20 protein-coding genes are annotated in these 24815 nt (G+C 69.5%); 5 read left to right on the plus strand and 15 right to left on the minus strand.

Going from position 1 to position 24815, the window contains the following annotated elements:
- Positions 1-26: 26 nt before the first annotated feature.
- Complete coding sequence (locus PotMrB4_RS21965) at positions 27-461, minus strand: lipoprotein (RefSeq protein WP_044414427.1); 435 nt, start codon at positions 459-461, stop codon at positions 27-29.
- 330 nt (positions 462-791) lie between these two features.
- On the opposite strand from PotMrB4_RS21965, the gene argF reads away from it, so the two are divergent.
- Together argF and PotMrB4_RS21975 are read left to right on the plus strand one after the other, a co-directional pair.
- Positions 792-1709 (plus strand): ornithine carbamoyltransferase, encoded by a 918-nt coding sequence (gene argF, locus PotMrB4_RS21970; protein ID WP_172434472.1) that lies wholly within the window; start codon positions 792-794, stop codon positions 1707-1709.
- Entirely contained in the window at positions 1706-2815 is a 1110-nt protein-coding gene (locus tag PotMrB4_RS21975; protein WP_044414432.1) for an ABC transporter ATP-binding protein, read from the plus strand. Before argF ends, PotMrB4_RS21975 begins: the two co-directional genes overlap by 4 nt.
- 24 nt (positions 2816-2839) lie before the next feature.
- Here the strand turns inward: PotMrB4_RS21975 and PotMrB4_RS21980 are convergent, their stop codons facing one another.
- Genes PotMrB4_RS21980 through ybaK form a run of 3 tightly spaced genes read right to left on the minus strand, consistent with a single transcriptional unit; the run spans position 2840 to position 5658 of the window.
- A complete protein-coding gene (locus tag PotMrB4_RS21980; protein ID WP_232060754.1) occupies positions 2840-3625 on the minus strand; it encodes a substrate-binding periplasmic protein in 786 nt (261 codons plus the stop codon).
- Between the two features lie 38 nt (positions 3626-3663).
- The gene (gene glpK / locus PotMrB4_RS21985) at positions 3664-5160 is read right to left on the minus strand and encodes a glycerol kinase GlpK (RefSeq protein WP_172434473.1); all 1497 of its coding nucleotides are present in this window, start codon (positions 5158-5160) and stop codon (positions 3664-3666) included.
- Between the two features lie 27 nt (positions 5161-5187).
- On the minus strand, positions 5188-5658 hold the full coding sequence (gene ybaK, locus PotMrB4_RS21990) for a Cys-tRNA(Pro) deacylase (protein ID WP_044414438.1): 471 nt from the start codon (positions 5656-5658) through the stop codon (positions 5188-5190).
- 105 nt (positions 5659-5763) lie between these two features.
- Between ybaK and PotMrB4_RS21995 the strand changes: the two genes are divergently transcribed.
- Both PotMrB4_RS21995 and glpD read left to right on the plus strand, forming a co-directional pair.
- Positions 5764-6522: a DeoR/GlpR family DNA-binding transcription regulator gene (locus PotMrB4_RS21995; protein ID WP_172434474.1), complete on the plus strand. Its 759-nt coding sequence runs from the start codon at positions 5764-5766 to the stop codon at positions 6520-6522.
- A 126-nt stretch (positions 6523-6648) separates the two neighbouring features.
- Positions 6649-8175, plus strand: a complete 1527-nt coding sequence (gene glpD / locus PotMrB4_RS22000; RefSeq protein WP_172434475.1) for a glycerol-3-phosphate dehydrogenase — start codon at positions 6649-6651, stop codon at positions 8173-8175.
- Between the two features lie 694 nt (positions 8176-8869).
- Here glpD and PotMrB4_RS22005 read toward each other — a convergent pair.
- The 5 genes from PotMrB4_RS22005 to PotMrB4_RS22025 all read right to left on the minus strand — a co-directional run bounded on the left by PotMrB4_RS22005 (position 8870) and on the right by PotMrB4_RS22025 (position 15590).
- Positions 8870-9865 (minus strand): alpha/beta fold hydrolase, encoded by a 996-nt coding sequence (locus PotMrB4_RS22005; RefSeq protein ID WP_044414444.1) that lies wholly within the window; start codon positions 9863-9865, stop codon positions 8870-8872.
- Between the two features lie 141 nt (positions 9866-10006).
- Positions 10007-12292 carry a 5-methyltetrahydropteroyltriglutamate--homocysteine S-methyltransferase gene (metE, locus tag PotMrB4_RS22010; protein ID WP_172434476.1) on the minus strand — a complete coding sequence of 762 codons (2286 nt, stop codon included), beginning with the start codon at positions 12290-12292 and terminating at the stop codon, positions 10007-10009.
- 109 nt (positions 12293-12401) lie between these two features.
- The gene (locus PotMrB4_RS22015) at positions 12402-13487 is read right to left on the minus strand and encodes an extracellular solute-binding protein (RefSeq protein WP_044414447.1); all 1086 of its coding nucleotides are present in this window, start codon (positions 13485-13487) and stop codon (positions 12402-12404) included.
- A gap of 10 nt (positions 13488-13497) precedes the next feature.
- Positions 13498-14607 (minus strand): agmatine deiminase, encoded by a 1110-nt coding sequence (aguA, locus tag PotMrB4_RS22020; protein ID WP_074973389.1) that lies wholly within the window; start codon positions 14605-14607, stop codon positions 13498-13500.
- Between the two features lie 95 nt (positions 14608-14702).
- Positions 14703-15590 (minus strand): LysR substrate-binding domain-containing protein, encoded by an 888-nt coding sequence (locus PotMrB4_RS22025; RefSeq protein ID WP_172434477.1) that lies wholly within the window; start codon positions 15588-15590, stop codon positions 14703-14705.
- A gap of 147 nt (positions 15591-15737) precedes the next feature.
- Between PotMrB4_RS22025 and metR the strand changes: the two genes are divergently transcribed.
- On the plus strand, positions 15738-16655 hold the full coding sequence (gene metR / locus PotMrB4_RS22030; protein WP_074973385.1) for a transcriptional regulator MetR: 918 nt from the start codon (positions 15738-15740) through the stop codon (positions 16653-16655).
- A 288-nt stretch (positions 16656-16943) separates the two neighbouring features.
- Here metR and PotMrB4_RS22035 read toward each other — a convergent pair whose 3' ends face one another.
- Genes PotMrB4_RS22035 through PotMrB4_RS22060 form a run of 6 tightly spaced genes read right to left on the minus strand, consistent with a single transcriptional unit; the run spans position 16944 to position 24753 of the window.
- Positions 16944-18203, minus strand: coding sequence for an OprD family porin (locus PotMrB4_RS22035; protein WP_172434478.1), 1260 nt, complete (start codon positions 18201-18203; stop codon positions 16944-16946).
- 47 nt (positions 18204-18250) lie between these two features.
- A complete protein-coding gene (locus PotMrB4_RS22040) occupies positions 18251-19453 on the minus strand; it encodes a 3-oxoadipyl-CoA thiolase (RefSeq protein WP_172434479.1) in 1203 nt (400 codons plus the stop codon).
- Positions 19453-20982: a 3-hydroxyacyl-CoA dehydrogenase gene (locus PotMrB4_RS22045; protein ID WP_172434480.1), complete on the minus strand. Its 1530-nt coding sequence runs from the start codon at positions 20980-20982 to the stop codon at positions 19453-19455. Before PotMrB4_RS22045 ends, PotMrB4_RS22040 begins: the two co-directional genes overlap by 1 nt.
- Positions 20979-21779, minus strand: a complete 801-nt coding sequence (locus PotMrB4_RS22050; protein ID WP_172434481.1) for an enoyl-CoA hydratase-related protein — start codon at positions 21777-21779, stop codon at positions 20979-20981. Before PotMrB4_RS22050 ends, PotMrB4_RS22045 begins: the two co-directional genes overlap by 4 nt.
- A 36-nt stretch (positions 21780-21815) precedes the next feature.
- Complete coding sequence (locus tag PotMrB4_RS22055) at positions 21816-23012, minus strand: CaiB/BaiF CoA transferase family protein (RefSeq protein WP_172434482.1); 1197 nt, start codon at positions 23010-23012, stop codon at positions 21816-21818.
- A gap of 16 nt (positions 23013-23028) precedes the next feature.
- Positions 23029-24753, minus strand: a complete 1725-nt coding sequence (locus PotMrB4_RS22060; RefSeq protein ID WP_172434483.1) for an acyl-CoA dehydrogenase family protein — start codon at positions 24751-24753, stop codon at positions 23029-23031.
- Positions 24754-24815: the final 62 nt, after the last annotated feature.

A 24815-nucleotide genomic window follows, 5' to 3' on the forward strand; every position in this document is an offset into this window, starting at 1 on the left:
AGCCTGCCGATTCGGGTGGTGCGGGCTTACTTGATGGAGCGGATGGTGCCCTTGTTGCCCACGACCTTGGCGCTGACTTTCTTGAACACGAAGTAGTCGTCGATGTTCAGCTCGTAGCGCGGGGCGACGATCAGGTCGGCGCCGGAGTTCTTCACGGCCTTGAAGGCAGCAGCGGACTTCACCGCGCCAACCGGATCGGGACCGAACGGCAGGCCGGAGGAAGCGCCGCCGTAGGTGACGCCGTCAGCGAACTGGCTGTCGCCACCGAACTGGATGAAGTTGAACAGGATGTTCACTTCGGACTGCCCGCTGATCGACTCACCGACGGCAACGTCGGCTTTCAGGTCGGTCTGGACTTCGGCTTCCAGGGCGGAAGACGGCTGGCTGATGTGGTAGCTGCTGCAGCCGGTTACCGAAGCAATCAGCGCCATCAGGGCAGCGGGCATCAGGAACTTTTTCATGTGGTACTCCATGTCTGGGAATGTGCCTCGGTCCTGTTCCACGTCTTGATGGACCGAGCCCCGGACCGGGTCCGATCCGGGGAGGCGACACCCTACAGCCCTGGTTTTTTTCCCATCAGTTCATGACTTCCCAAGCTGCCGTCAGGCTACTCCCCGCCGCTTCGACGAAGCATCTGCGGGGCAATTTGCGCCTATGCGTAATTTCCTTATAAGATCGCGCCTTCCCCATTCCGTCGCCCCCGAGCGGCCCAGCCCGCCGGTCCCGCCTGCTTTTCCTCGAAAAACCCGGCCCGGACTTGCGGCCAGCGGCAACAAAAAAGGTAGTCAGCAATGAGCGCAAGGCATTTTCTCTCCCTGATGGATTGCCCCCCCCAGGAGCTGAGCAGCCTGATCCGTCGAGCCATCGAGCTGAAGGACCTGCGCCATCGAGGGGTGCTCTACGAGCCGCTCAAGAGCCGCGTGCTGGGGATGATCTTCGAGAAGGCCTCCACCCGTACCCGCCTGTCCTTCGAGGCCGGCATGATCCAGCTCGGCGGCCAGGCGATCTTCCTGTCCCCGCGTGACACCCAGCTCGGCCGTGGCGAGCCGATCAGCGACTGCGCCATCGTCATGTCGCGCATGCTCGATGCGGTGATGATCCGCACCTTCGCCCACAGCAAGCTGGTGGAGTTCGCCGCCCATTCCCGCGTGCCGGTGATCAACGGCCTGTCGGACGACCTGCACCCCTGCCAGTTGCTGGCCGACATGCAGACCTTCCAGGAGCACCGCGGCTCGATCCAGGGCAAGACCGTGGCCTGGATCGGCGACGGCAACAACATGTGCAACTCCTATATCGAGGCGGCGATCCAGTTCGACTTCCACCTCAACATCGCCTGCCCCGAGGGCTACGAGCCCAGTGCCGCGCTGGTGGCCCAGGCCGGCGAGCGTGTCCGCGTGATGCGCGACCCGCGCGAAGCGGTGCGTGGCGCCCACCTGGTGAGCACCGACGTCTGGACCTCCATGGGCCAGGAAGAGGAAACCGAGCGCCGCCTGGCCCTGTTCGCGCCCTACCAGGTGAACAAGGAAATGCTGGACCTGGCCGATGAAGCGGTTATCTTCATGCACTGCCTGCCGGCGCACCGGGGCGAGGAAATCAGCATGGACCTGCTGGACGATCCCCGTTCAGTGGCCTGGGACCAGGCAGAAAACCGCCTGCACGCCCAGAAGGCGCTGCTGGAATTCCTCGTCGAACACGCGTCCAGAGCATGAGCCACGAACTGCTACTCAACCTGCGTGACCTGAGCTGCGGCTACCAGGATCAGCGCGTCGTCCAGAACCTCAATCTCCACCTCAACGCCGGGGACATCGGTTGCCTGCTGGGCCCCTCGGGTTGCGGCAAGACCACCACCCTGCGCGCCATCGCCGGCTTCGAACCGGTGCTGGAAGGCGAGATCAGCCTCGCCGGCGAGGTCATCTCCCGCGCCGGCTACACCCTCGCCCCCGAGCGGCGGCGCATCGGCATGGTGTTCCAGGACTACGCCCTGTTCCCCCACCTCACCGTGGAAGAGAACGTCGGCTTCGGCATCCGCAAGCACCCGCAGCGCGAGCGCATCGTCGGCGAGCTGCTGGAGCTGGTGAACCTCTCGGCCCTGGCCAAGCGCTTCCCCAACGAGCTGTCCGGCGGCCAGCAGCAGCGCGTCTCCCTGGCCCGCGCCCTGGCGCCGGAGCCGGCCCTGCTGCTGCTCGACGAACCCTTCTCCAACCTCGATGGCGAACTGCGTCGGCGCCTCAGCCACGAGGTCCGCGACATCCTCAAGGCCCGTGGCACCAGCGCCATCCTGGTCACCCACGACCAGGAAGAAGCCTTCGCCGTCAGCGACCAGGTCGGCGTGTTCAACAAAGGCCACCTGGAGCAGTGGGACACCCCCTACAACCTCTACCACGAGCCGGCGACCCCCTTCGTCGCCAGCTTCATCGGCCAGGGCTACTTCATCCGCGGCCAGCAACTGAGCCCCGACACCGTGCAGACGGAGCTGGGCACCATCCGCGGCAACCGTGCCTACACCTGGCCGGAAGGCAGTGCGGTGGACGTGCTGCTGCGACCGGACGACATCGTCCCCGCCAGCGATGCCGGGCTGAAGGCCACCGTCACCGGCAAGACCTTCCTCGGCGCCGCCACGCTCTATCGCCTGCAACTGCCCACCGGCACCCAGCTGGAAGCCATCTTCCCGAGCCATGCCGACCACGCACCGGGCCAGGAAGTGGGCATCCGCATCGCCGCCGATCACCTGGTGGTGTTCCCCGCCCAGGGCAGCGTCGCCGCCCAGTTGCCGGTACAGGACAGCGGCGTCCGTCGCTACGTCACCGCCGGCTGATCCCGCCGCGCGTCGGCGAGCCGCTCAAGGCTCGCTGACGCCGTAGCGCCCCATCACCTCACGCAGCTTGCCGTTCTCCCGGTAACGGGCCAGGCCGTCCTCGAAGATCGCGGCGTAGCGTGCGCTGGCAGTCAGCGCCGGGGAAAAGGCCAGGTAGATGGCCACGTCCGGCGAACGGCAGCCCGCCAGGCGCAGGCGCTCCGAGGGCGGCAGGGTGGATTGCAGGTTGTCCATCACCCAGCTGTTCTCGATGGTCGCATCGAGCCGGCCGTGACGGACCTTCTCCATGTTCATGTCCAGCGCCTGGTCGCCCGCCACCACCTGCACCCGGTCGCCGCGACTGCGGTGCATGCGGATGTAGGTGTCGATTTCCTGGCCGTAGCTGTAGCTGTTGATGCTGCCCAGGCGCACCTGCGGCAGCGAGGGCAGCCCCTGGTAGCGCCAGGTGGCGTCTAGCGCCGTGTAGAAGCACATGCGCGAGATGCCGGGTGCAGTAGGGGTGTAGACGAAATCCGGTGCGTCCTGGATGCCGGCACCGATCACCGCGTTGACCTTCCCCGCCCGCGCATCGCTGAGTGCCCGGGCCCAATTGACCACCCGGTACTCCACCTCGATGCCGGACTCGGCAAAGATCTCCCGGGCCAGTTCGACGAAGATCCCCGGCCGGGGTGAATCGGGCTGGCAATTGATCGGGCACCACAGGTCACCGGCAATGACCAGGGTCTCCGCCTTCGACAAGCCGGAGGCGAACAGGGCGACCAAGCCGAAGAGCAGGGCCGCGGGGGTTGAACGTGCATCCTGTGTGGTCAAGGCGAACTCCCTTCGTGAGCGGCCGACCAGGCGTGCAACTACCCCTGGGAAGCCTCGCTGCGTACTCGCTGGACGGCATCCAGCCATCCCTCGTAAAGCTTGGCCCGGTGGGCCTCCGCCATGCGCGGCGCAAAGCGCTGCTGGCGGTGCCAGTGACGGGCGATTTCGTCCAGATCCCGGTACAGCCCCGCCTTCAGACCCGCCAGGTAGGCGGCGCCCAGGGCGGTGGTCTCGGTCACCTCGGGGCGTTCGACCGCCACACCGAGGATGTCCGCCAGGAACTGCATGACCCAATTGTTCTCCACCATCCCGCCGTCCACGCGCAGGGCGCTGGGCGCGGCGGCCCCGTCCTGGCGCATGGCTTCCAGCAGATCACGGGTCTGGTAGCACACCGACTGCAGGCCGGCGGTGACGATCTCCTTGATCCCGGTGTCGCGGGTCAGGCCGAAGATCGCACCCCGGGCCTTCGGGTCCCAGTAAGGCGCCCCCAGGCCGGTGAAGGCCGGCACCAGGTACACGCCACAGGCATCCCCGGTCTGTTCCGCCAGTGCCTCGGTATCCCGGGCATGGCTGATCAGCTTGATACCGTCACGCAACCACTGAACCGCCGCACCGGCGACGAAGATACTGCCTTCTACAGCGTAGGTCACCTTCCCATCCAAGCGGTAACCCACGGTAGTCAGCAGACGATTGCGCGAGGTCACCGGCGTGTCGCCGGTGTTCTGGATCATGAAACAGCCGGTGCCGTAGGTGCTTTTCACCATGCCCGGCTGGAAGCAGGCCTGGCCGATCAGCGCCGCCTGCTGGTCGCCGGCCATGCCCAGCACCGGGATGGCGCTGCCCAGCAGCCCGGCCTCGGTGATGCCGAACTCGGCAGAGCAGTCCAGCACCTCCGGCAGCAGGCTCGGCGGAATGTCGAACAGCCGCGTCAGGTGATCGTCCCAACGCTGCTCATGGATGTTGAACAGCAGCGTGCGCGAGGCGTTGGTGGCGTCGGTGCGGTGCACCTTGCCGCCGGTCAGGCGCCACAGCAGGAAGCAGTCCACCGTGCCGAAGCGCAGCTCACCGCGCTCGGCGCGCTCACGGGCGCCCGGCACGTTGTCGAGGATCCAGCGCAGCTTGGTGGCCGAGAAATACGGGTCGATCAGCAAACCGGTGCGCCGCGCCACTTTCTCGTCGTGCCCATCGGCCTTGAGGCGGGAGCAGTAGTCGGCGGTGCGGCGGTCCTGCCAGACGATGGCCGGGTGGATCGGCGTGCCGGTCTCGGCGTCCCACACCAGGGTGGTCTCGCGCTGGTTGGTGATGCCGATGGCCGCGATCTGCGATGCCTGCAGCCCGCTCTGGCGGATGGCCTCGCGGCAGACCTTGAGGGTCGTCAGCCAGATTTCCTCGCCGTCGTGCTCCACCCAGCCGTCCTTCGGGAAGTACTGCTTGAACTCCGTCTGGGCGCGGGCGACAGGCAGGCCCTGGGCACTGAATACGATGGCGCGACTGCTGGTCGTGCCCTGGTCGATGGCAAGAAGGTACTGGGCCATTCCGGCTTCCTTGTTGTTATGGAGGAGTCATTCCCGCCCGATGGCGGCGAACTGGGCCTGGGTGTGTTCGGCCAGCACCTGCGCCGCCAGCTCCACTTCCAGGCCACGCCGACCGGCGCTGACATGAATGGTGGGGTGGTCCAGCGCGGAGCGGTCGATGAAGGTGCGCAGGCGCTTCTTCTGCCCCAGCGGGCTGATACCGCCCACCAGGTAGCCGGTGGCGCGCTGCGCCGCATCGGCCGGGGCCATGTCGGCCTTCTTGGCGCCCGCCGCGTGGGCCAGGGCCTTCAAGTCAAGGCTGCCGGCCACCGGCACCACGGCCACCAGCAGCTCGCCCTTCTCGGTGGCCGCCAGCAGGGTCTTGAACACCCGCGCCGGGTCCAGCCCGAGCTTTTCCGCCGCCTCCAGGCCATAGGAGGGCGCCTTCGGATCATGGGTATAGCTGAGCACACGGTGCTCGGCCTTGGCCTTCTTGAGCAGGTCGATGGCTGGAGTCATGTTCGATAGTGAAAACAATGCGACGAAGTGGTCGTACCTTAGCTGAAAAGTCGCTCTTCGACAGCCCGCCGCTATAATGCGCGTCAAAAATCCGGGACCCCGTTCATGACCCTGGCACCCCGCCAACAGAACATCCTCGACCTCGCCCGCGAACGCGGCTACGTCAGCATCGACGAACTGGCCCAGGCCTTCGCGGTGACACCGCAGACCATACGCCGCGACATCAACCAGCTCGCCGAACAGGGCCTGCTGCGACGCACCCATGGTGGCGCGGCCGCCGATGCCTCAAGCATCCAGAACACCGCCTACGCCATGCGCGCCGGGCAGATGCGCGACGAGAAGCAGCGCATCGCCGAAGCCGTGGCGGCGCAGATCCCCGACCACGCCTCGCTGTTCATCAACATCGGCACCACCACCGAAGCCATCGCCCGCGAACTGATGGGGCACAAGGGCCTGAAGGTGATCACCAACAACCTGCACGTCGCCGCCCAGCTCGCCGACCGACCCGATTTCGAAGTGCTGGTGGCTGGCGGCACGGTGCGCAGCGACGGCGGCATCGTCGGCCCCTCGGCGGTGGACTTCATCCGCCAGTTCAAGGTCGACTTCGCCATCGTCGGCATCAGCGGCATCGACGAGGACGGCAGCCTGCTGGACTTCGACTACCAGGAAGTGCGCGTCTCCCAGGCCATCATCGACAACGCCCGCCAGGTGTTCCTCGCCGCCGACTCCAGCAAGTTCGGCCGCAACGCCGTGGTGCGCATGGGCTCCATCGCCATGGTGGACCGCCTGTTCACCGACCACGCCCCCTCCCCCGCCCTGGCCCGGCTGATGGCCGAGCACAAGGTCCAGCTCGAACCGGTCTGACCCCGCCTGCCTTTCGTCGCCCATCCCGCCGTGGCCGCTCGGCGGGGGTGGCGATTCGCCTTCGCTTCGTCTAGCATTTTTCGGAAACGAACATTTAAAGTTCACTTTCGATTCAGGTGCCTTGCCATGCCCGCCTCGACGAAGCGCTCCGCGCCCATTTCCGAAGTCTATGACCTGGCCGTGATCGGCGGCGGCATCAACGGTGTCGGCATCGCCGCCGATGCAGCCGGGCGCGGCCTGTCGGTGTTCCTTTGCGAACGCGACGACCTGGCCCAGCACACCTCCTCCGCCAGCAGCAAGCTCATCCACGGCGGCCTGCGCTACCTGGAACACTACGAATTCCGCCTGGTGCGCGAGGCCCTGGCCGAACGCGAAGTGCTGCTGGCCAAGGCGCCGCACATCGTCCGCCCGATGCGTTTCGTGCTGCCCCATCGCCCGCACCTGCGCCCCGCGTGGATGATCCGCGCCGGCCTGTTCCTCTACGACCACCTTGGCAAGCGCGAGAAGCTGCCCGGCTCCCGTGGCCTGCGCTTCGGCGTCGGCAGCCCGCTGCAGGCCGGTATCAGCCGTGGCTTCGAGTATTCGGATTGCTGGGTCGACGACGCGCGCCTGGTGGTGCTCAACGCCATGAGCGCCCGCGAGCACGGAGCCCACATCCACAGCCGCACCCGCTGCGTCAGCGCCCGGCGCAGCAAGGGCCTGTGGCACATCCACCTGGAACGCGCCGACGGCACCCTGCTGTCGATCCGCTCCCGGGCTCTGGTCAACGCCGCCGGCCCCTGGGTCGCCCGCCTGCTGAAGGACGACCTCAAGCAGAAGTCGCCCTACGGCATCCGCCTGATCCAGGGCAGCCACATCGTCGTGCCCCAACTCTACGAGGGCGAGCACGCCTACATCCTGCAGAACGAGGACCGCCGCATCGTCTTCGCCATCCCCTACCTGGGGCGTTTCACCCTGATCGGTACCACCGACCGCGAGTACCAGGGCGACCCGGCGAAGGTGGCCATCACCGAGGAAGAAACCCGCTACCTGCTCGACGTGGTCAACCAGCACTTCAAGAAGCAGATCAGCGCCGACGACATCCTGCGCACATACTCCGGCGTGCGCCCGCTGTGCGACGACGAATCCGACGACCCGTCCGCTGTCACCCGCGACTACACCCTGGCGCTGGATGCCCATCCGGGCGAAGCCCCGCTGCTCTCGGTGTTCGGCGGCAAGCTCACCACCTACCGCAAGCTCGCCGAGTCGGCCCTGGCGCAGCTCGCGCCCTTCTTCCCGACCATGGGCGGCAGCTGGACTGCCACCGCCACCCTGCCCGGCGGCGAGTCCATGGACAGCCAGGAGGCTCTGGCCGAAGCCCTGTGCGAACGCTACGGCTGGCTGCCCAACAGCCTGGCCCGACGCTGGGCCGGCACCTACGGCAGCCGCGTGTGGAAACAGCTGGAAGGGGTCGCCAACCTCACCGACCTGGGCGAACACCTGGGCGGCGGCCTCTACACCCGCGAAGTGGACTACCTGTGCCGCGAGGAATGGGCGCAAGACGCCGAAGACATCCTCTGGCGCCGCACCAAGCAAGGGCTGTTCATGACCCCCGGCCAACAGGAACGCCTCGCCCAATACCTGATCCACCGCGCCCAAGCCGACGCGGCCTGAGGCCTTGCGAGCAGCGCCCGCGCCTGCAGGCACGCCATGAACCGATGCGGTTCACCGAGCCCACCGCATCCACGGGTTGCTCCGCCCGTAGGATGGGCTGAGCTGTGCGAAGCCCATCATTGGGGCTGCACAGCGCTATTGGTGAGCCTGACGTAGCCCGGACTTCAGTCCAGGAGGCCCCACACCGCCCCGGGCTGAAGCCCGGGCTACGAAGGCCAGAGGCTTCCGAGCAGCGCTCGCTCCTACATCCACGAGATGAATCGATGCGGTTCGCCGAGCTCACCGCATCCTACGGGCTGCTCCGTAGGATGGGCTGAGCTGTGCGAAGCCCATCATTGGGGCTGCACAGCGCCATGAGTGAACCTGACGTAGCCCGGACTTCAGTCCGGGAAGCCCCACACCGCTCCCGGGCTGAAGCCCGGGCTACGAAGGCCAGAGGCTTCGCGAGCAGCGCTCGCTCCTACATCCCCGCCATGAATCGATGCGGTTCGCCGAGCTCACCACATCCTACGGGCAGCTCCGTAGGATGGGCTGAGCTGTGCGAAGCCCATCGCAGGGCTGCACAGCGCCACGAGTGAACCTGACGTAGCCCGGACTTCAGTCCGGGAAGCCCCACACCGCTCCCGGGCTGAAGCCCGGGCTACACAGGCCAGAGGTTTCGCGAGCAGCGCTCGCGCCTATGCAGGCGGCGCACTCACAACTGCGCAAAATGCCCGTCCGCCGGCTGTCGGTGGGCCATCAGGTGCGGCAACACGGCGGCCAGCAGCGGCTCCTTGAAGGCGTCCTGGAAGCGATGGGCGAGCCCGGGGATCAACCGCAGCTCCGCGCCCTTGATATGCGCCGCCACATGCACCCCGTGCATCACCGGCAGCAGCGGGTCGGCGGTGCCGTGCACCACCAGGGTCGGCACGTGCAGGCGGTTGAGCAGCTCTACCCGGCTCGGCTCGGCGAGGATCGCCAGCATCTGGCGCTGCACGCCCTCCGGGTTGAATGCCCGGTCATAGGCCCGCGCGGCCTGCTCCAGCAGTTGCGCCCGGTCATCAGTCACCTGCGGGCTGCCCAGGGCGGCCAGCAGGTCGGCCTGCTGTTCCAGCGCCACCTGGCGGTTCGGCGCCTCGCGGCGGGCCAGCAGCGCCAGCAAGGCATCGCTGGGCGCCGGCAGACCCTGGGCGCCGGAACTGGTCATCACCAGGGTCAGGCTCAGCACCCGCTCCGGGGCCATGTCCGCCAGGTGCTGGGCGATCATCCCGCCCATGCTGGCGCCGAGCACATGAGCCTCGCGCACCTTCAGCGCGTCCATCAGGTGCAGCGCATCGCCGGCCATGTCCCGTAGGCTGTACGGCGCCTCCACGGGGAAGCCCAGGCGGTAGCGGATCACTTCATAGGTCAGGTTCGCGCTGGGCGCCGTCTGGGCCCAGGCGGACAGACCGACATCCCGGTTGTCGTAGCGGATGACGCGAAAACCCTGCTCGCACAGCGCCGCCACCACCTCGTCCGGCCAATGGATGAGCTGGCCGCCCAGCCCCATGATCAGCAGCAGGGCCGGGTCATCGGCATCACCGATGCTCTGGTAGGCCAGGCGCACGTCCCCCAGCGCCACCGTCTCGGTGGGTACGTGGGTGTCGCAGCGCGCAGCGGCAAAGGCTGGCAGGCCGCCCAGCAGGGCGACGAGAAGAATGAACAGGCGCATGGTGGAAATCCGGAATGCAGAACCCCAGTGAAGCGCGATTCTGATGAATTCCCGTCGTGCGCTCTGCCACAGAACCGTGACAGTTTGATGAAGGGCGCCCAACGGTCATGGCGCCCTCCTCGCCTCAGCCCCAACGGCGCGTCAGGCGAACTCCGCCCGCAGCTGCCGCGCCGCAGCCACCATGTTCACCAGCGCCGCCTCGGCCTCGGGCCAGCCACGGGTCTTCAGGCCGCAGTCAGGGTTGACCCACAGGCGCTGCGGGTCGATGCGCCGCGCCGCCTTGCGCATCAGCTTGACCATCTCGGCGGTGTCCGGCACCCGGGGCGAGTGGATGTCGTAGACCCCCGGACCGATCTCGTTGGGGTAGGCGAAGGCCTCGAAGGCCTGCAGCAGCTCCATGTCCGAACGGGAGGTCTCGATGGTGATGACGTCCGCGTCCATCGCCGCGATGGACTCGATCACATCGTTGAACTCGCTGTAGCACATGTGGGTGTGGATCTGCGTGTCGTCGCGCACCCCGCTGGCCGCCAGGCGGAAGGCCTCGGTGGCCCACTCCAGGTAGTGGGCCCAGCCGCTGTGGCGCAGGGGCAGCCCCTCGCGGAAGGCCGCCTCGTCGATCTGCACGATGCGGATGCCCGCCGCCTCCAGGTCCTGCACCTCGTCGCGGATGGCCAGCGCCAGCTGGCGCGCCTGCACCTCGCGGGGCACGTCCTCGCGGGGGAAGGACCACATCAGCATGGTCACCGGCCCGGTGAGCATGCCCTTCATCCACTTGCCGGTCAGGCCCTGGGCATAGCGGATCCACTCCACCGTCATCGGCGCCGGACGCGACAGGTCGCCGATTATGATCGCCGGCTTCACGCAGCGCGAGCCGTAGCTCTGCACCCAGCCGAAGCGACTGAACACGTAGCCGTCCAGCTGCTCGGCGAAGTACTCCACCATGTCGTTGCGCTCCGCCTCGCCGTGCACCAGCACGTCCAGCCCGAGGCGCTCCTGCACCTCCACCGCGTGGCGGATCTCGGCCTGCATGGCCTCGGTGTAGGCCGCCGCCGACAGGCTGCCCTGGCGGTAGGCCTGGCGTGCCAGGCGGATGGAAGCCGTCTGCGGGAAGGAGCCGATGGTGGTGGTGGGGAACGCCGGCAAGCCCAGGCGCTCGCGCTGGCAGGCGATGCGCTGCTCGAAGGGCGACTGGCGCTGGCTGTCCTGCGGGCGAATGGCCGCCAGGCGCGCCGCCACCTCGGGCTTGTGGATGCGGGTGCTGGCCGCACGGACCGCCAACGCTTCGCGGTTTGTAGCCAGGGCGGTGAGCACCTCGGGGTGTTCCGGTTCGCGCAGGGCGCGGGCCAGCAGCGCCAGTTCGGCGCACTTCTGCACGGCAAAGGCGAGCCAGCCCTTCACCTCGGCGTCCAGGCGATCCTCACGGGTCAGGTCCACCGGGCAGTGCAACAGCGAGCAGGAAGGCCCGACCCACAGCCGATCCCCCAGGCGCTCATGGGCGTGGCGCAGCACCTCCAGCGCGCGGTCCAGGTCGCAGCGCCAGACGTTGCGACCGTTCACCACGCCGAGGGACAGCACCTTGTAGGCCGGCAACCGGTCGAGGATGGTCGGGTACTGCTCGGGGGCGCGCACCAGGTCGATGTGCAGACCGTCCACCGGCAGGCTGGCGGCCAGCCCGAGGTTGTCCTCCAGGCCGCCGAAATAGGTGGCCACCAGTTTGCGCAGCGGCTCGCGCTGCAGCAGGTTGTAGGCCCGCTCGAAGGCGGTGCGCCAGTCCTGGGGCAGGTCCAGGGCGAGGATCGGCTCGTCGATCTGCACCCATTCCACGCCCTGCTCGGCCAGGCGCTGGAAGATCTCGCCGTACACCGGCAGCAGTTGCTCCAGCAGGTCCAGGCGGTCGAAGGCGCCGCCCTTGGCCTTGCCCAGCCAGAGGTAGGTCAGCGGGCCGAGCACCACCGGCTTCACCGCGTGCCCCAGCGCCAGGGCTTCGTCGACCTCCTCGAAGAGCTGTTCCCAACCGAGGTGGAAGGTCTGGCCGACGCTGAATTCGGGGACCAGGTAGTGGTAGTTGCTGTCGAACCACTTGGTCAGCTCCTGGGCGTGTCCGCCGCAGCAGCCAGCCCCCACGCCACGGGCCATGGCGAACAGGGTCGCCAGGGTGGCGCGACCGTCGGCCGGGCGGAAGCGCTCCGGCACCGCGCCGACCATCAGGGAATGGGTGAGCACCTGGTCGTACCAGGCGAAGTCGCCCACCGGCAACAGCTCGATGCCCGCCTCGGCCTGCAGGCGCCAGTGCTCGGCGCGCAGGGTGCGACCCACGTCGCGCAGGCCGGCTTCGTCCAGCTCGCCCTTCCAATGGGCTTCAAGGGCCTTCTTCAGCTCGCGATCGCGACCAATGCGGGGAAAGCCGAGGGAATGTACCCGGACCATGTCTGTCTCCTTGTCTGTGAATGCCGGGCATTCTGGGCACCCACAGAACATGAGACAAACTCATAAAATTCTCTTTCAACTCAAGAAACGCTCATGCAGAGCCGAGCACTCAGGTGCCCGACTTGAAGCGTGTGAAGGCCCGGGTCAGGGCGCGGTTGAAGGCCGAGCCGTTGTCGTTCTTGGTATACAGCCGGGCGCGCACCTCGGCCGGCGGGTAGGTGCCGGGGTCGGCGAGGATCGCCGGGTCCACCGTGGCCGAGGCCGCCGTCACCGCGTTGGCGTAGCCGATGCTGTTGGTGATCGGGCCGATCACGTCCGGCCGCATGAGGAAGTCCATCAGCGCCAGCCCCTCGCGGGGGTGCGGTGCATCCGCCGGGATGACCATCGCATCGAACCAGATCTGCGCGCCCTCCCGCGGAATCGAATAGCGGATGTGGTACGGCTTGCCGGCCTGGGTCGCCTGGCTGGCGGCCACCGTGGCGTTGCCGTTCCAGGCCATCGCCAGGCAGGTGTTGCCGTTGGCCAGGTCGTTGATGTTGCGGTCGTTGGCGAAGTAGCGGATCGAGGGGCGGATCGTCGCCAGGTGCTCGGCGGCCTTCTTCAGGTCGTCCAGGTTCTGGCGGTTGATGTCCAGGCCGAGGTAGCGCATGGCCGCGCCGAACACCTCGTTGGGGTCGTCCAGCAGGCTCACCCCGCAGTCGGCGAAGCGCGCCACCACCGCCGGGTCCATCAGCATCGCCCAGCTGTCCACCGGGGCATCGGCCATGCGTGTGCGGATGGCCTCCTCCTGATAGCCGAAGCCGGTGGTGCCCCAGGCGTAGAGCCCGGCGTAGCGGTTGCCCGGGTCGAAGGCGGCCATGTGCTGGACGAATTCATCCCCCAGCCCGGCGAAGTTCGGCAGCGCGCCCTTGTCCAGCGGCTGGATGGCGCCGCTGCGGATCGCCCGCTGCAGGTGCTGGCCGGCGGTCAGCACCAGGTCGTAGCCGCTGTGGCCGGTGAGCAGCTTGGTCTCCATCGCCTCCAGGGAGTCGAAGTGGTCGGCCACCACGCGGATGCCCGTCTCGGCCTGGAAGCGCGAGAGGGTATCCGGTGCCATGTACTCGCCCCAGATGAACAGGTTGACCTGCCGGGGCGCGTCCTCGGCCTGGGCACACAGGCCCAGGCCGAGCAGGAGTGCGGCTGCGAGCGAGCGCATGGTGAGCCTCCTAGCGCTGCCGCGCGGCGTATTGCGGCATGGTGATGCAGGCGACGTTGCCGCCCCCCAGGAGGATCTCGCGGGAGAAACCGATGCCGAGGATGCGGTGCTGCGGGAACAGCTCCGCCAGGGTGGCCTGGGCGACCACGTCGCACGGGTCGTTGAACAGCGGCAGCACGATGGCCGAGTTGCCGGCGTAGTAGTTGATGTACGACGCACAGATGCGCGTGCCGGCCTCGCGCAGGTGGGTGCCGTCCACCTGGTCCAGCCCCTCGGCTTCCTCCGCCGTCCACTCCAGCACGCGCGGTTGCGGCAGCTTGTGCACCTCCAGCGCGCGACCACGGGCGTCACGGGTGCTGCGCAGGATGTCGTAGGCCTCCTGGTAGATCTCCCACTGCGGGTCGCTGCGGTCGTCGGTCCACTGCATCACCACCACGCCGGGGCGCACGAAGCAAGCCAGGTCGTCGATGTGGCCATCGGTCTCGTCGAACTTGCAGCCACGGGGCAGCCAGATGACCTGGTCGGCGCCCAGGTAGTCGCACAGGCGCCCGGTCATTTCCGTCTTGCCCAGGTGGGCGTTGCGGTTGCGGTTGAGCAGGCACTGCTCGGTGGTCAGCAGGGTGCCCTGGCCGTCGCTCTGGATGCCGCCCATCTCGGCGATGAAGGGGGCGCGGTAACGGTCGTAGCCCTCGATCTCGAGGATCTTCTGGGCGATCTGGTCGTCCTTGTCCCAGGGGTAGTAGAGGCCGCCATCGAGGCCGCCGTAGGCGTTGAACTCGAAGTCCACGCCACGCACCTCGCCGGTGGCGTCGTTGACCAGGAAGGCCGGGCCGCTGTCGCGGAACCAGGTGTCGTTGCAGGTCATCTCCACCACCCGCACGTGCTCGGGCAGCAGGCGGCGGGCGTTGGCGTATTGCGCTGCCGAAGCGCAGACGGTGACCGGCTCGCTGCTGGCGATGGCGCTGACGATCTGCACCCAGACCTTCTGCGCCGGCTTGGCGCCGTTGCGCCACACGTCCGGGCGCTCCGGCCAGCCGAGCCAGCAGCGGGCCTTGGGTTCGAATTCACCGGGCAGGCGGAAGCCGTCGGCCTTGGGCAGGGAAGTCAGGGTGCGTGCCATGTTCAGGTCCTCGTGGGGGATGGGAATGCCCCGACAGTACCCGCGCCGACGCGGCGGCGACCAATGACCTTTTTCGCTTAACCCATGAATTCAATTCACATATCGGCCAGCTGATCACTGAACCAATCGACGAATTGCGCCACCGCCGGCTTGTCCAGCCGCAGGCGCTCGCACACCAGCGCGTACTGCCCGAGGGACGGCACCTGGGCCGCGAACGGCCGCACCAGCCGGCCGCTGGCCAGGTCCTCGGCGCTGGTGAGGTTGTCGCCGATGGCCACCCCCTGGCCCCGCGCCGCCGCCTCCATGGTCAGCCCCGCGTGGCCCAGGTACAGGTGCCGGGCTGGACGCAGATCGGCGGCGTGGGTGGCCAGCCAGGCGTTCCAGGTCTTGCCGTCCTGGTCGTCGTGCAGCAGGCAGTGGCGCGCCAGGTCGCGGGGGTGCTTGAGGGGCGACTGGTTGAACAGGCCCGGGCTGCACACTGGGAAGAACTGCAGGGTCGGCAGCGGCCGCACGAAGTAGCCGCTGGCGTCCTCCGGACCGGTGCCGTAGATGATCGCCAGGTCCATCTCCGCACCGGGCAGCTGCGCCTCCAAAGGCTGCTCGTGCAGGTGCAGGGTGATCTGCGGGTGGCGCTCGGCAAAATCCGCCAGCCGCCCCACCAGCCACTTCTGCGCCAGCTCGGTGGTCACCGCCACACGCAGCTGGGCCTGGGAACCGGGGTCGCGCAGCTCGTCGCAGGCATCGAGGATCAGCTCGAAGGCCTGCTGCAGGCTGTGCAACAGGCGCCGCGCCGGCGCACTGGGGCGAACCTGGCGCCCCTCGCGCTCGAACAGCGACACCCCGAGCTGCTCCTCCAGCTGGCGGATCTGGTGGCTCACCGCGCTGTCGGTGACGCACAGTTCCTGGGCCGCACGGCCGAAATGCGCATGGCGCGCGGCCGCCTCGAAGGTGCGCAGGGCGGTGAGCGAAGGCAGGCGACGCATGGCAGAAGGCTCCCGGAAACGGACGGCGCATGCTGGCGCAAGCCACAGGCTGCGACAAGGGCGCCGCTCGACACCCACGCGACAGATGAAGGAAACTCATGGCCCTTCGATTCTTCACCAGTTCCATTCATGGACGGGAGCCCACGCATGCTCGAAGTACGCCACCTCAAGACCCTGCATGCCCTGCGCGAGGCCGACAGCCTGGTGGAGGCCGCCGAGCGCCTGCACCTCACCCAGTCGGCCCTCTCCCACCAGTTCAAGGAGCTGGAGGAGCGCCTCGGCCTGCCCCTGTTCATCCGCAAGACCAAGCCGGTGCGCTTCACCAGCGCCGGCCTGCGCCTGCTGCAACTGGCCGACAGCCTGCTGCCACAGATGCGCGCCGCCGAACGCGACCTGGCGCGCCTGGCCGGTGGCACCGCCGGGCGTCTGCACATGGCCATCGAGTGCCACAGCTGCTTCCAGTGGCTGATGCCCACCATCGACCAGTTCCGCGACGCCTGGCCGGAAGTCGAGCTGGACCTGGCCTCGGGCTTCTCCTTCGCCCCGCTGCCGGCCCTGGCCCGGGGTGACCTGGACCTGGTGGTGACCGCCGACCCCATCGAACTGCCGGGCATCAGCTACGTGCCGCTGTTCACCTACGAGGCACTGCTGGCCGTGGCCAACCAGCACCCGCTGGCGGGCAAGCCCTACGTGGTGCCCGAGGACCTGGAGAGCGAAACCCTGATCACCTACCCGGTGGAGCGCGACCGCCTGGACGTGTTCACCCGCTTCCTCGAACCGGCCGACGTCGAGCCCGCGCAGATCCGCACGGCCGAGCTGACGGTGATGATGATGCAGCTGGTGGCCAGCGGCCGCGGCGTGTGCTGCCTGCCCAACTGGGCGCTGCACGAGTACAGCTCGCGGGGCTACGTCACCGCCAAGCGCCTGGGCGACAAGGGCCTGTACGCCACCCTGCACGCCGCCATCCGCGCCGACATGCTCGACGCCCCCTTCATGCGCGACTTCCTGCTCACCGCCAAGGACACCTCCTTCGCCACCCTCGAAGGCGTCAGCGCCGCACGTTGATGCGCACCCCACTGACACCTTCCCTGTAGGGGCGACTTCAGTCGCCCTGCGGTGCGCAGCGCCGCCAAGGGCTTCGCAAGCAGAGCTCGCTCCTGCGGGCAACCTCCACCCAAAGCCGCTCCGCTGCAGTAACCCGCCCGCAGGGTGGGCTTCAGCCCACCATCGAAGCCACCCGCCGCACTGCTGCCGAATGCAAAAAGCGACATCCACCCAACGCATGCAGTAGCCCGGGCTTCAGTCCGGGAAAGGTCCCGCCCAGCTCCCGGGCTGAAGCCCGGGCTACGTGCGCTAGAACAACGCCAGGCTGTAGCTGAGGATCACCCGGTTCTCGTCCACGTCGCGGCCTTCGCTGGTGCGGTATACGGCGTTGCGCCAGGCCAGCCCCAGGTTCTTGAGCGGGCCGCTCTGGATCACGTACTTGAGGTCGGTGTCGCGCTCCCATTCGTCCACTGCGCGGCCGTTGCCCAGGCGCCCGTCCCAGCCCTTGAAGTAGCGGGTCATCAGGCTCAGGCCGGGCAGGCCGAGGGCGGCGAAGTCGTAGTCGTAGCGCAGTTGCCAGGAGCGCTCACCACGTTCGGAGAAGTCGTTGTACTGGCCGAAGTTCACCAGGTACGCATCCGCTCCGTGCACGTAGGGGAATGCGGTGTCGCCGTTCATGCGTTGCAGCCCCAGGCCCAGTGCGTGGCCGTCCTGGCGGCGGTAGGTGAACAGCGCGCCGAGGGCGCGGTTGTCGATCTCGCGGCGCCAGCCGGTGCCGGCGTCGCGGCTGTCGAACAGGCGCAGGTCCAGCTCCAGGTGGTCGCCGCCCACCGGCACCTGGCCGCGCAGGCCGAGAAAGTCCTGGCGGTAGACCTGTTCCAGGCTGCCGTGGTGGTAGCTCAGCACCCAGCCCGGCGCCGCTTCCCAGTCCACCCCGGCCAGGTCCAGGTGACCGGCACGGGGCGCGGCGGCGAAGCGTTTGTTGCGGTTGAACAGGGCCAGGTCGCTGCGCCCGCCCTCGTTGCGCTGGCTGACGTCATCGAGCCGCGCCAGGGTGAAGGTGAAACCCTCCAGCTCCCGTGCACTGAGCAGGCCGCCATGGAAGGTCTGGGGGAACAGCCGGCCGTTGTTGGGCTGCAGGGTCGGCAGCCTGGGCACCAGCGCCCCCAGGCGCAATTCGCTGCGGGAGGCCCGCAGCTTGAGGGTCGGGTCCAGGCGGCCGTAGCGGTCGGCGGCCTTGCCGCTGTCGCCACTGGGCAGCAGGCCGGTGCCGTCGCGGCCGCCGCCGGAATCCAGCTTCAGCCCCAGGCGACCGACGAGGTCCAGGCCGACGCCGACGGTGCCCTCGGTGAACCCGGAGCGATAGTCCAGCAGGAAGCCCTGGGCCCACTCCTCCGCGCGCGACACACCGTGCCCCTCGCGGAAGTCGCGGTTCATGTAGAAGTTGCGCAGCTGCAGGCTGGCGCTGCTCCCCTCGACGAAGCCCTCGGCGCCCTGGGCCAGGCCGCTGGCGCCGACGAGCAGCACGGTGATTGAAAGGCAGTGGGTACGTTTCTTGTTGTTGTGCATGGTGCTCTCCAAGGCGGGGCCCGCCGGGGGCCCCGAAGACGGGGCGCTCAGGCGCGCTCCAGGACCATCGCCACGCCCTGCCCCAGCCCGACGCAAAGGCTCACCACGGCGTAACGCTGGTCGTGTTGCTGCAGGGCGCGGGCGGCGGTCAGGGCCAGCCGCGCACCGGACGCGCCCAGGGGATGGCCGAGGGCGATGGCCCCGCCCCGGGGGTTGACCCGGGGATCGTCGGCGGTCAGGCCCAGGGCCTTCAGGCAGGCCAGGACCTGCACGGCGAAGGCTTCGTTGATCTCGATGAGGTCCAGGTCCGCCAGGCCCAGGCCGGCCCGCTGCAGGGCCTTGAGGATCGCCGGGTGCGGACCGATGCCCATGATCCGTGGCTCGACCCCGACGCTGGCGCTGGCCAGCACCCGCGCCAGCGGCCGCAGGCCGTAGCGCTCGCCTGCCGCGCGGCTGCCCAGCAGCAACAGGGCAGCGCCGTCGTTGACCCCCGAGGCGTTGCCGGCGGTGACCACGCCCCCCGGCTCCAGCGGCGCCAGGGTGGCGAGCTGTTCGAGGGTGGTGTCGCCCCGCGGGTGCTCGTCCCGCAGCACGTCACGGGGCGGCGCCCCACGGCGGCCCGGCAGCGTCACGGGGGCGATCTCGTCGTCGAAGAAACCGGCAGCCAGGGCCGCCTGGTAACGCGCCTGCGAGGCCAGGGCAAACCGGTCGGCGGCGTCGCGCTCGATGCCCATCTCCCGGGCCAGCAGGTCGGCGGTCTGCGGCATGCTGTGGCCGCCGTGGCTCGACACCAGCCGGGGGTTGGCGAAGCGCGCGCCGATGGTGCTGTCGTGCACCTCCAGCCGACGGCTGAAGGCGCCTTCGGCCTTGCCCAGGACGAAGGGCGCGCGGGACATGCTCTCCACCCCGCCGGCCAGGTACAGCTCGCCCTCGCCGGCGGTGATCGCCCGGGCCGCGTCGATCACCGCCGCCAGGCCGCTGGCGCAGAGGCGGTTGACCGTCTGCCCGGGCACCTGCCAGGGCAGGTCGGCTGCCAGCAGGGCGTTGCGCGCCACGTTGCGGCTGTCCTCGCCGGCCTGGTTGGTGCAACCGAGGATGACGTCCTCCAGGGCCTGGGCCGGTACGCCGCTGCGCGCCAGCAGCGCTGGCATCAGGGCGCCCGCCAGGTCATCGGGGCGGACGCCGGACAGCGCCCCGCCGTAGCGGCCGAACGGGGTGCGCAGGCCGTCGTAGAGGTAGGCATCGAGCATCAGGGTTCTCCTCGGCTGGGCTCTTGGTGAAGCAGGGACAGGCCCAACTGGGCGCGGCGGCGCAGCCAGGGGCTGGGGCGGTAGCGCGGGTCGCCGCTGAGGGCGTGCAACCGTTCGAGAACGCGCAGCACCCGCGCCGGACCGAGGCGGTCGCCCCAGGCCAGCGGGCCGTGGGGGTAGCCGAGGCCGAGGCGCACGGCGAGGTCGATGTCCGCCGGCGCGGCGATGCGCTGCTGGGCGATGTCGCAGGCCAGGTTGACGATGCCGGCCAGGGTCCGCTGGACGACGAAGCCGGCGCTGTCGCCGATCAGCGTCACCCGCGCGCCATCGGCGCCGAGCAAGGCACAGGCGGCGTCGCGGTAGCGCGCCTCGGTGACCGGGGTCGGCATCAGGCAGCGGTGCGCCGCGCGCTCGGCCAGGCTGTCGAACGCCACCGTGCGCGTCGGGTCGACCCCGAAGCGCAGGGCGGCCTGGGTGGCGTCATCGCCCAGGGGCGCCAGCAGGCACAGGGCCTCGTCAGAGGGCGCCGGGCCGCTTTCCAGCACCACGCCCAGCCCGGCCAGCCAGGTGCGGCACTCGGCCTCCAGCTGCGGGTCGTCGGCAGCCAGCCACACCGGCGGCAGCGCCACCCGCGCCGGCAACGGCGGAGGCACCGGCTGCGGCCGGGGGTAGGCATGGAAGCCACGGCCGCTCTTGCGCCCCAGGTGGCCGGCGGCCAGGCGCTGGCGGGCCAGGGGATGGGGGCGGTAGCGCGGCTCTTCGTAGTACTGGTGGTAGATGGACTCCATCACCGGGACGCTGACGTCGAGCCCCACCAGGTCCATCAGCTCGAAGGGCCCCATGGGGAACCCGGCGCCGTCGCGCAGCAGGGCATCCACCTGCTCCGGCGTGGCCACGCCCTCGGCGAGGATGCGCAGGGCCTCGGTGCCGTAGGCGCGGCCGGCGTGGTTGACCAGGAAGCCGGGGGCATCCTGCGCCCTTACCGGCTGGTGGCCGAGGTCGTGCACCAGCGCCAGCAGCCGCTCGACCACCGTTCCGCGGGTCATCAGCCCCGGCACCACTTCCACCAGGCGCATGCGCGGCACGGGGTTGAAGAAGTGCAGCCCGGCCACCCGCCCCGGGTCACGGCAGGCGGCAGCGATGGCGGTGATCGACAGCGAGGAGGTGTTGCTGACGATCAGCGCGCGGGCGTCCAGCAGCCCTTCCAGCTGGCGGAACAGCGTCTGCTTGGCGGCCAGGTCCTCGACGATGGCCTCCACCACCAGGGTGCACTCCGCCAGCGCCTCCAGGCTGTCCACCGGGTGCAGGCGCTCCATGGCCTCCGCGACCTGCTGGGCGTCGAGGCGTCCACGCTCCACCTGGCGGGCCAGCTCGTAGGCGATGCGCTCGCAGGCATCCCGCGCCGCTCCCAGGCGCGTGTCGAACAGGTGGACGTCCCGCCCCGAGCAGGCTGCCAGCTGGGCGATGCCCTGGCCCATGGCGCCGCAGCCCACCAGGCCGATGCGGGGGAAAAGGGTCTCGGCGTTCATCGTCCGTGGTACTCCGGCTGGCGCTTGTCGAGGAAGGCACGCATGCCCTCCTTCTGGTCATGGCTGTCGAACAGCAGCTGGAAGGCCTGGCGCTCCAGCAGCAGCGCCTGCTCCAGGGGCAGGTCGGCGCCGGCGTTGACCACCGCCTTGATCTGCGCCAGGGCCAGGGGTGGCAGGCCGGCGATCTCCTCGGCCAGCGCCAGCGCGCGGGGCAAGGCGTCGCCCTCCGCCACCTCGCTGACCAGGCCCATGGCCAGGGCTTCGCGGGCCTCCACCAGGCAGCCGGTGAACAGCAGGCGCAGGGCCTGGTACTTGCCCACTGCGCGCACCAGGCGCTGGGTGCCGCCGGCGCCGGGCATGATCCCCAGGCGCACCTCCGGCTGGCCGAAGCGGGCGCTGCTGCCGGCGATGATCAGGTCGGCATGCAGCGCCAGTTCGCAGCCACCACCCAGGGCCAGGCCATTGACGGCGGCGATCAGCGGTTTGCGGCAGTCCGCCAGGGCCTGCCAGTAGCGCTCGACGCGGCGCTGCTGCACCTGCAGCGGGCTGGCCTCCACCAGTTCGCCGAGGTCGGCCCCGGCGGCGAACACGTGCTCACCGCCGGTGATGACGATGACCCGCACGGCGGGGTCCTCGTCGAGTTGCTGCACGGCCGTGGCGATGGCCTGGCGCAGGGCCAGGTCGAGGGCGTTGCGCACGGCGGGCCGGTCCAGGGTCAGCACGGCAACGCCGGGCAGGGGGTATTCGAGCCGCAGCGAGGGCGGCGGCGGGCAAAGGGTCGCATCGCGAACCGTCATGACGATCTCCAGAACTGCTGGGAGGGAAAGGAAGGCTCAGCCGCGGACGATGCCGCGCTGGATCAGCGCCTCCACGGCGCTGGCATCCAGCCCGAGGTCGGCGAGCACCGTGCGGCTGTGCTCGCCGAGCCCGGGCGGGGGGCTGTGGTAATGGGCCGGCGTGCGGGAGAGCTTCACCGGCGAGGCGATGCCCTGGTAGTCACCCATCTCCACCCGCATGCGCCGGTGGGTGGTGTGGGGGTGGGCCACGGCCTGGTCCACGCTGGACACCGCGCCACAGGGCACCCCGAGGTGGATCAGCGCCTCGGCCAGCACGCGGCCGTCGTGCTCGGCCAGGTGGTGCTCCAGGGCCTGCTTAAGGGCCTGGCGGTGCACCGAGCGGCTGCCGTTGTCGGCGAAGCGCGGGTCGTCCAGCAGGGCCTCGGCGCCCAGGTGTTCGCAGAGCCGGGCGAACTGCCGGTCGTTGCCCACGGCGAGGAAGATCGGCTCGCCGCCGGTTCGGTAGCTGTCGTAGGGGGCGATGTTGGGGTGGGCGTTGCCGCTGCGCGGGGTCACCCGGCCCGAGCCGAAGTAGTTGGGCAGGTGCGGGTGCAGGAGCGACAGGCCGCAGTCGTAGAGGGTGATGTCCACGGACTGCCCGCGCCCGCTGCGCTGCCGCTCGTGCAGCGCGAGGAGGATGCCGGCCAGGGCGTTGAGCCCGGTGACCATGTCCACCACCGGCAGGCCGACCCGCAGCGGTCCGCCGTCGGCCTCGCCGTTCACGCTCATCAGCCCGGCCATGGCCTGGATCGCCGCGTCGTAGCCGGGCAGCCCGCCGAGCGGGCCGTCGGCGCCGAAGCCGGAGACGGCGCAGTGGATCAGCCGGGGGAAGCGCTCGGCCAGCACCTCGGCATAGCCGATGCCCCAGCGCTCCAGGGTGCCGGGCTTGAAGTTCTCCAGCAGCACGTCGGCGCCTTCCAGCAGGCGCAGCAGCAGCTGGCGGCCCTCGGGCTGGGCGAGGTCCACCACCAGCCCCTTCTTGTTGCGGTTGATGCCACGGAAGTAGGAGGCGGTGTCGCCCTCGAAGGGCGGGCCCCAGCCCCGGGTCTCGTCACCCGCCGGGGGTTCCAGCTTGATCACATCGGCGCCGTGGTCGGCCAGGGCCTGGGAGCAGTAGGGGCCACCCAGGACGCGGCTGAGATCGAGAACGCGGATGCCGTGCAAAGCGCCCCGAGGGGCTGTCGTTGTGGTCATGGTCAGGGCTCCGCGATCAGTGGGGCAGCAGGCGCAGGGCGTCGTCCAGGCTCAGCGGGCCTTCGGCCAGCAGGGCCGGCAGCAGCGCCTCGCCGGCATCCGCCTCGGCCGCCAGCGGGTCGCGGGGCAGCACGCGGTGACGCAGCACCAGCAAGGCCAGGGCCAGGCGCCGGTGGTTGGGGGCCAAGCGCGCGCCCTCCCACGCCAGGGCGATGGCCGTGGCGACGTGGTAGAGCGCGCTGCCGGCCTGGCGCACCTGCTGGTGGCGGCGGGCCTCGGCGACCTCGGCCATCAGCGCGACGGCCTTGTCCAGGCTGCTGCGCAGCAGCGCATCGGCGGCGGCAGGCAGGGCCGCCTCGTCGAGCAGGCCGCGCAGGTGGCGGGCCAGGGGCTCCAGGGCGCCTTCGCGGGTCACGGCGCGGGCGATGTCCAGCGCCACGATGTTGCTGGTGCCCTCCCAGATCGAACCCAGGTGGGCGTCGCGCACCAGGCGGGCGTCGCTCCATTCCTCGATGTAGCCGACGCCGCCGCGCACCTCCATGGCGTCGCCGGTGGCACGGCGGGCATCACGGCAGGCGCGGAACTTGATCAGCGGGGTGAGGATGCGCACGCACTGCTGCGCCTCGCGGTCACCGGCATCGGCACGGGGCAGCAGGGTGGCGATCTGCATGAACAGGGAACGCGCCTGCTCGGCGGGCAGCATCAGCTTGAGCAGCTGGCGCTGCATCAGCGGCATGTCCACCAGGCGCTTGCCGAAGGCCTGGCGCTGGCGGGCGACGAACAGCGCCTCGTTGAGCCCCCGGCGCATCAGCCCGGCGGCCCGCACGCCGTTGGACAGGCGCGACATGTTGACCATGTCGGCCATCTGCTGGAAGCCGCGCCCCACCTCGCCGATCAGGTAGGCGGTGGCGCCTTCCAGGGTGATCTCGCCGCTGGCCATGGAGCGGGTGCCGAGCTTGTCCTTCAAGCGCACGATGCGGTACGCGTTGCGGCTGCCATCGGGCCGGTGCTTGGGCAGCAAGAACAGGCTGACCCCGGCCATGCCCTCGGGGGCGTCCTCGGGCCGGGCGAGCACCATGGCGAGGTCGGCGTCGGGGTTGGAGCAGAACCACTTGTCGCCGTGCAGGGTCCAGGCCCCGTCCTTCTGCCGCGCCACGGTGCGGGTGCGCGCCACGTCGGAGCCGGCGGCCTGCTCGGTCATGAACATGGCGCCCTGGTAGAGGCTGTCGAAGTCCCGCGAGGTGAGGCTCGGCAGGTAGCGCTCCACCAGCTCCGGGGCGCCGTACTTGCGCAGGGTACGAGTGAGGGAGTCGGTCATGCTCACCGGGCAGCAGAGGCCGAACTCGGCCTGCACGAACAGGTAGGTCAGCGCGTACTTGATCAGCGGCGGCGGGCCGTCGGCCACGTGGCTCATGGAGGCCAGGCCCAGCTCGGCGTAGGCCACCCGCTCCAGGGCCACGTAGTCGGGGTGCTTGAGGATGCGCTGGCGGTCCTCGCCGCGCCGGGTGCGGCTGGCCAGCACCGGCGGGTTCTTGTCCGCCGAGAGCGCCAGGGTGTCCAGCTCGCCACCGGCACGGGCGCCGAGGCGTTCCAGCGTGGGCAGCCAGGCCCGGCAGACCGCGTCCGGCAGGTACAGCGCGAGCAGGCGCGCCAGCTCCGGGTCGCAGCCGAAAAGGTTGAGGCCGTGGCTGTCGGGGATGTTCAGGTCATCGAGTGCGGAGGGGTCGAGCGGGGCATTCATGGCGGCTCTCCTTTTGTTGTTGTGGAGCGAGCCTAGGAACCCGTTCGATAAGTATCCAATAC

Origin of the sequence: Metapseudomonas otitidis (assembly GCF_011397855.1) — a bacterium.
Lineage (GTDB): Bacteria > Pseudomonadota > Gammaproteobacteria > Pseudomonadales > Pseudomonadaceae > Metapseudomonas > Metapseudomonas otitidis.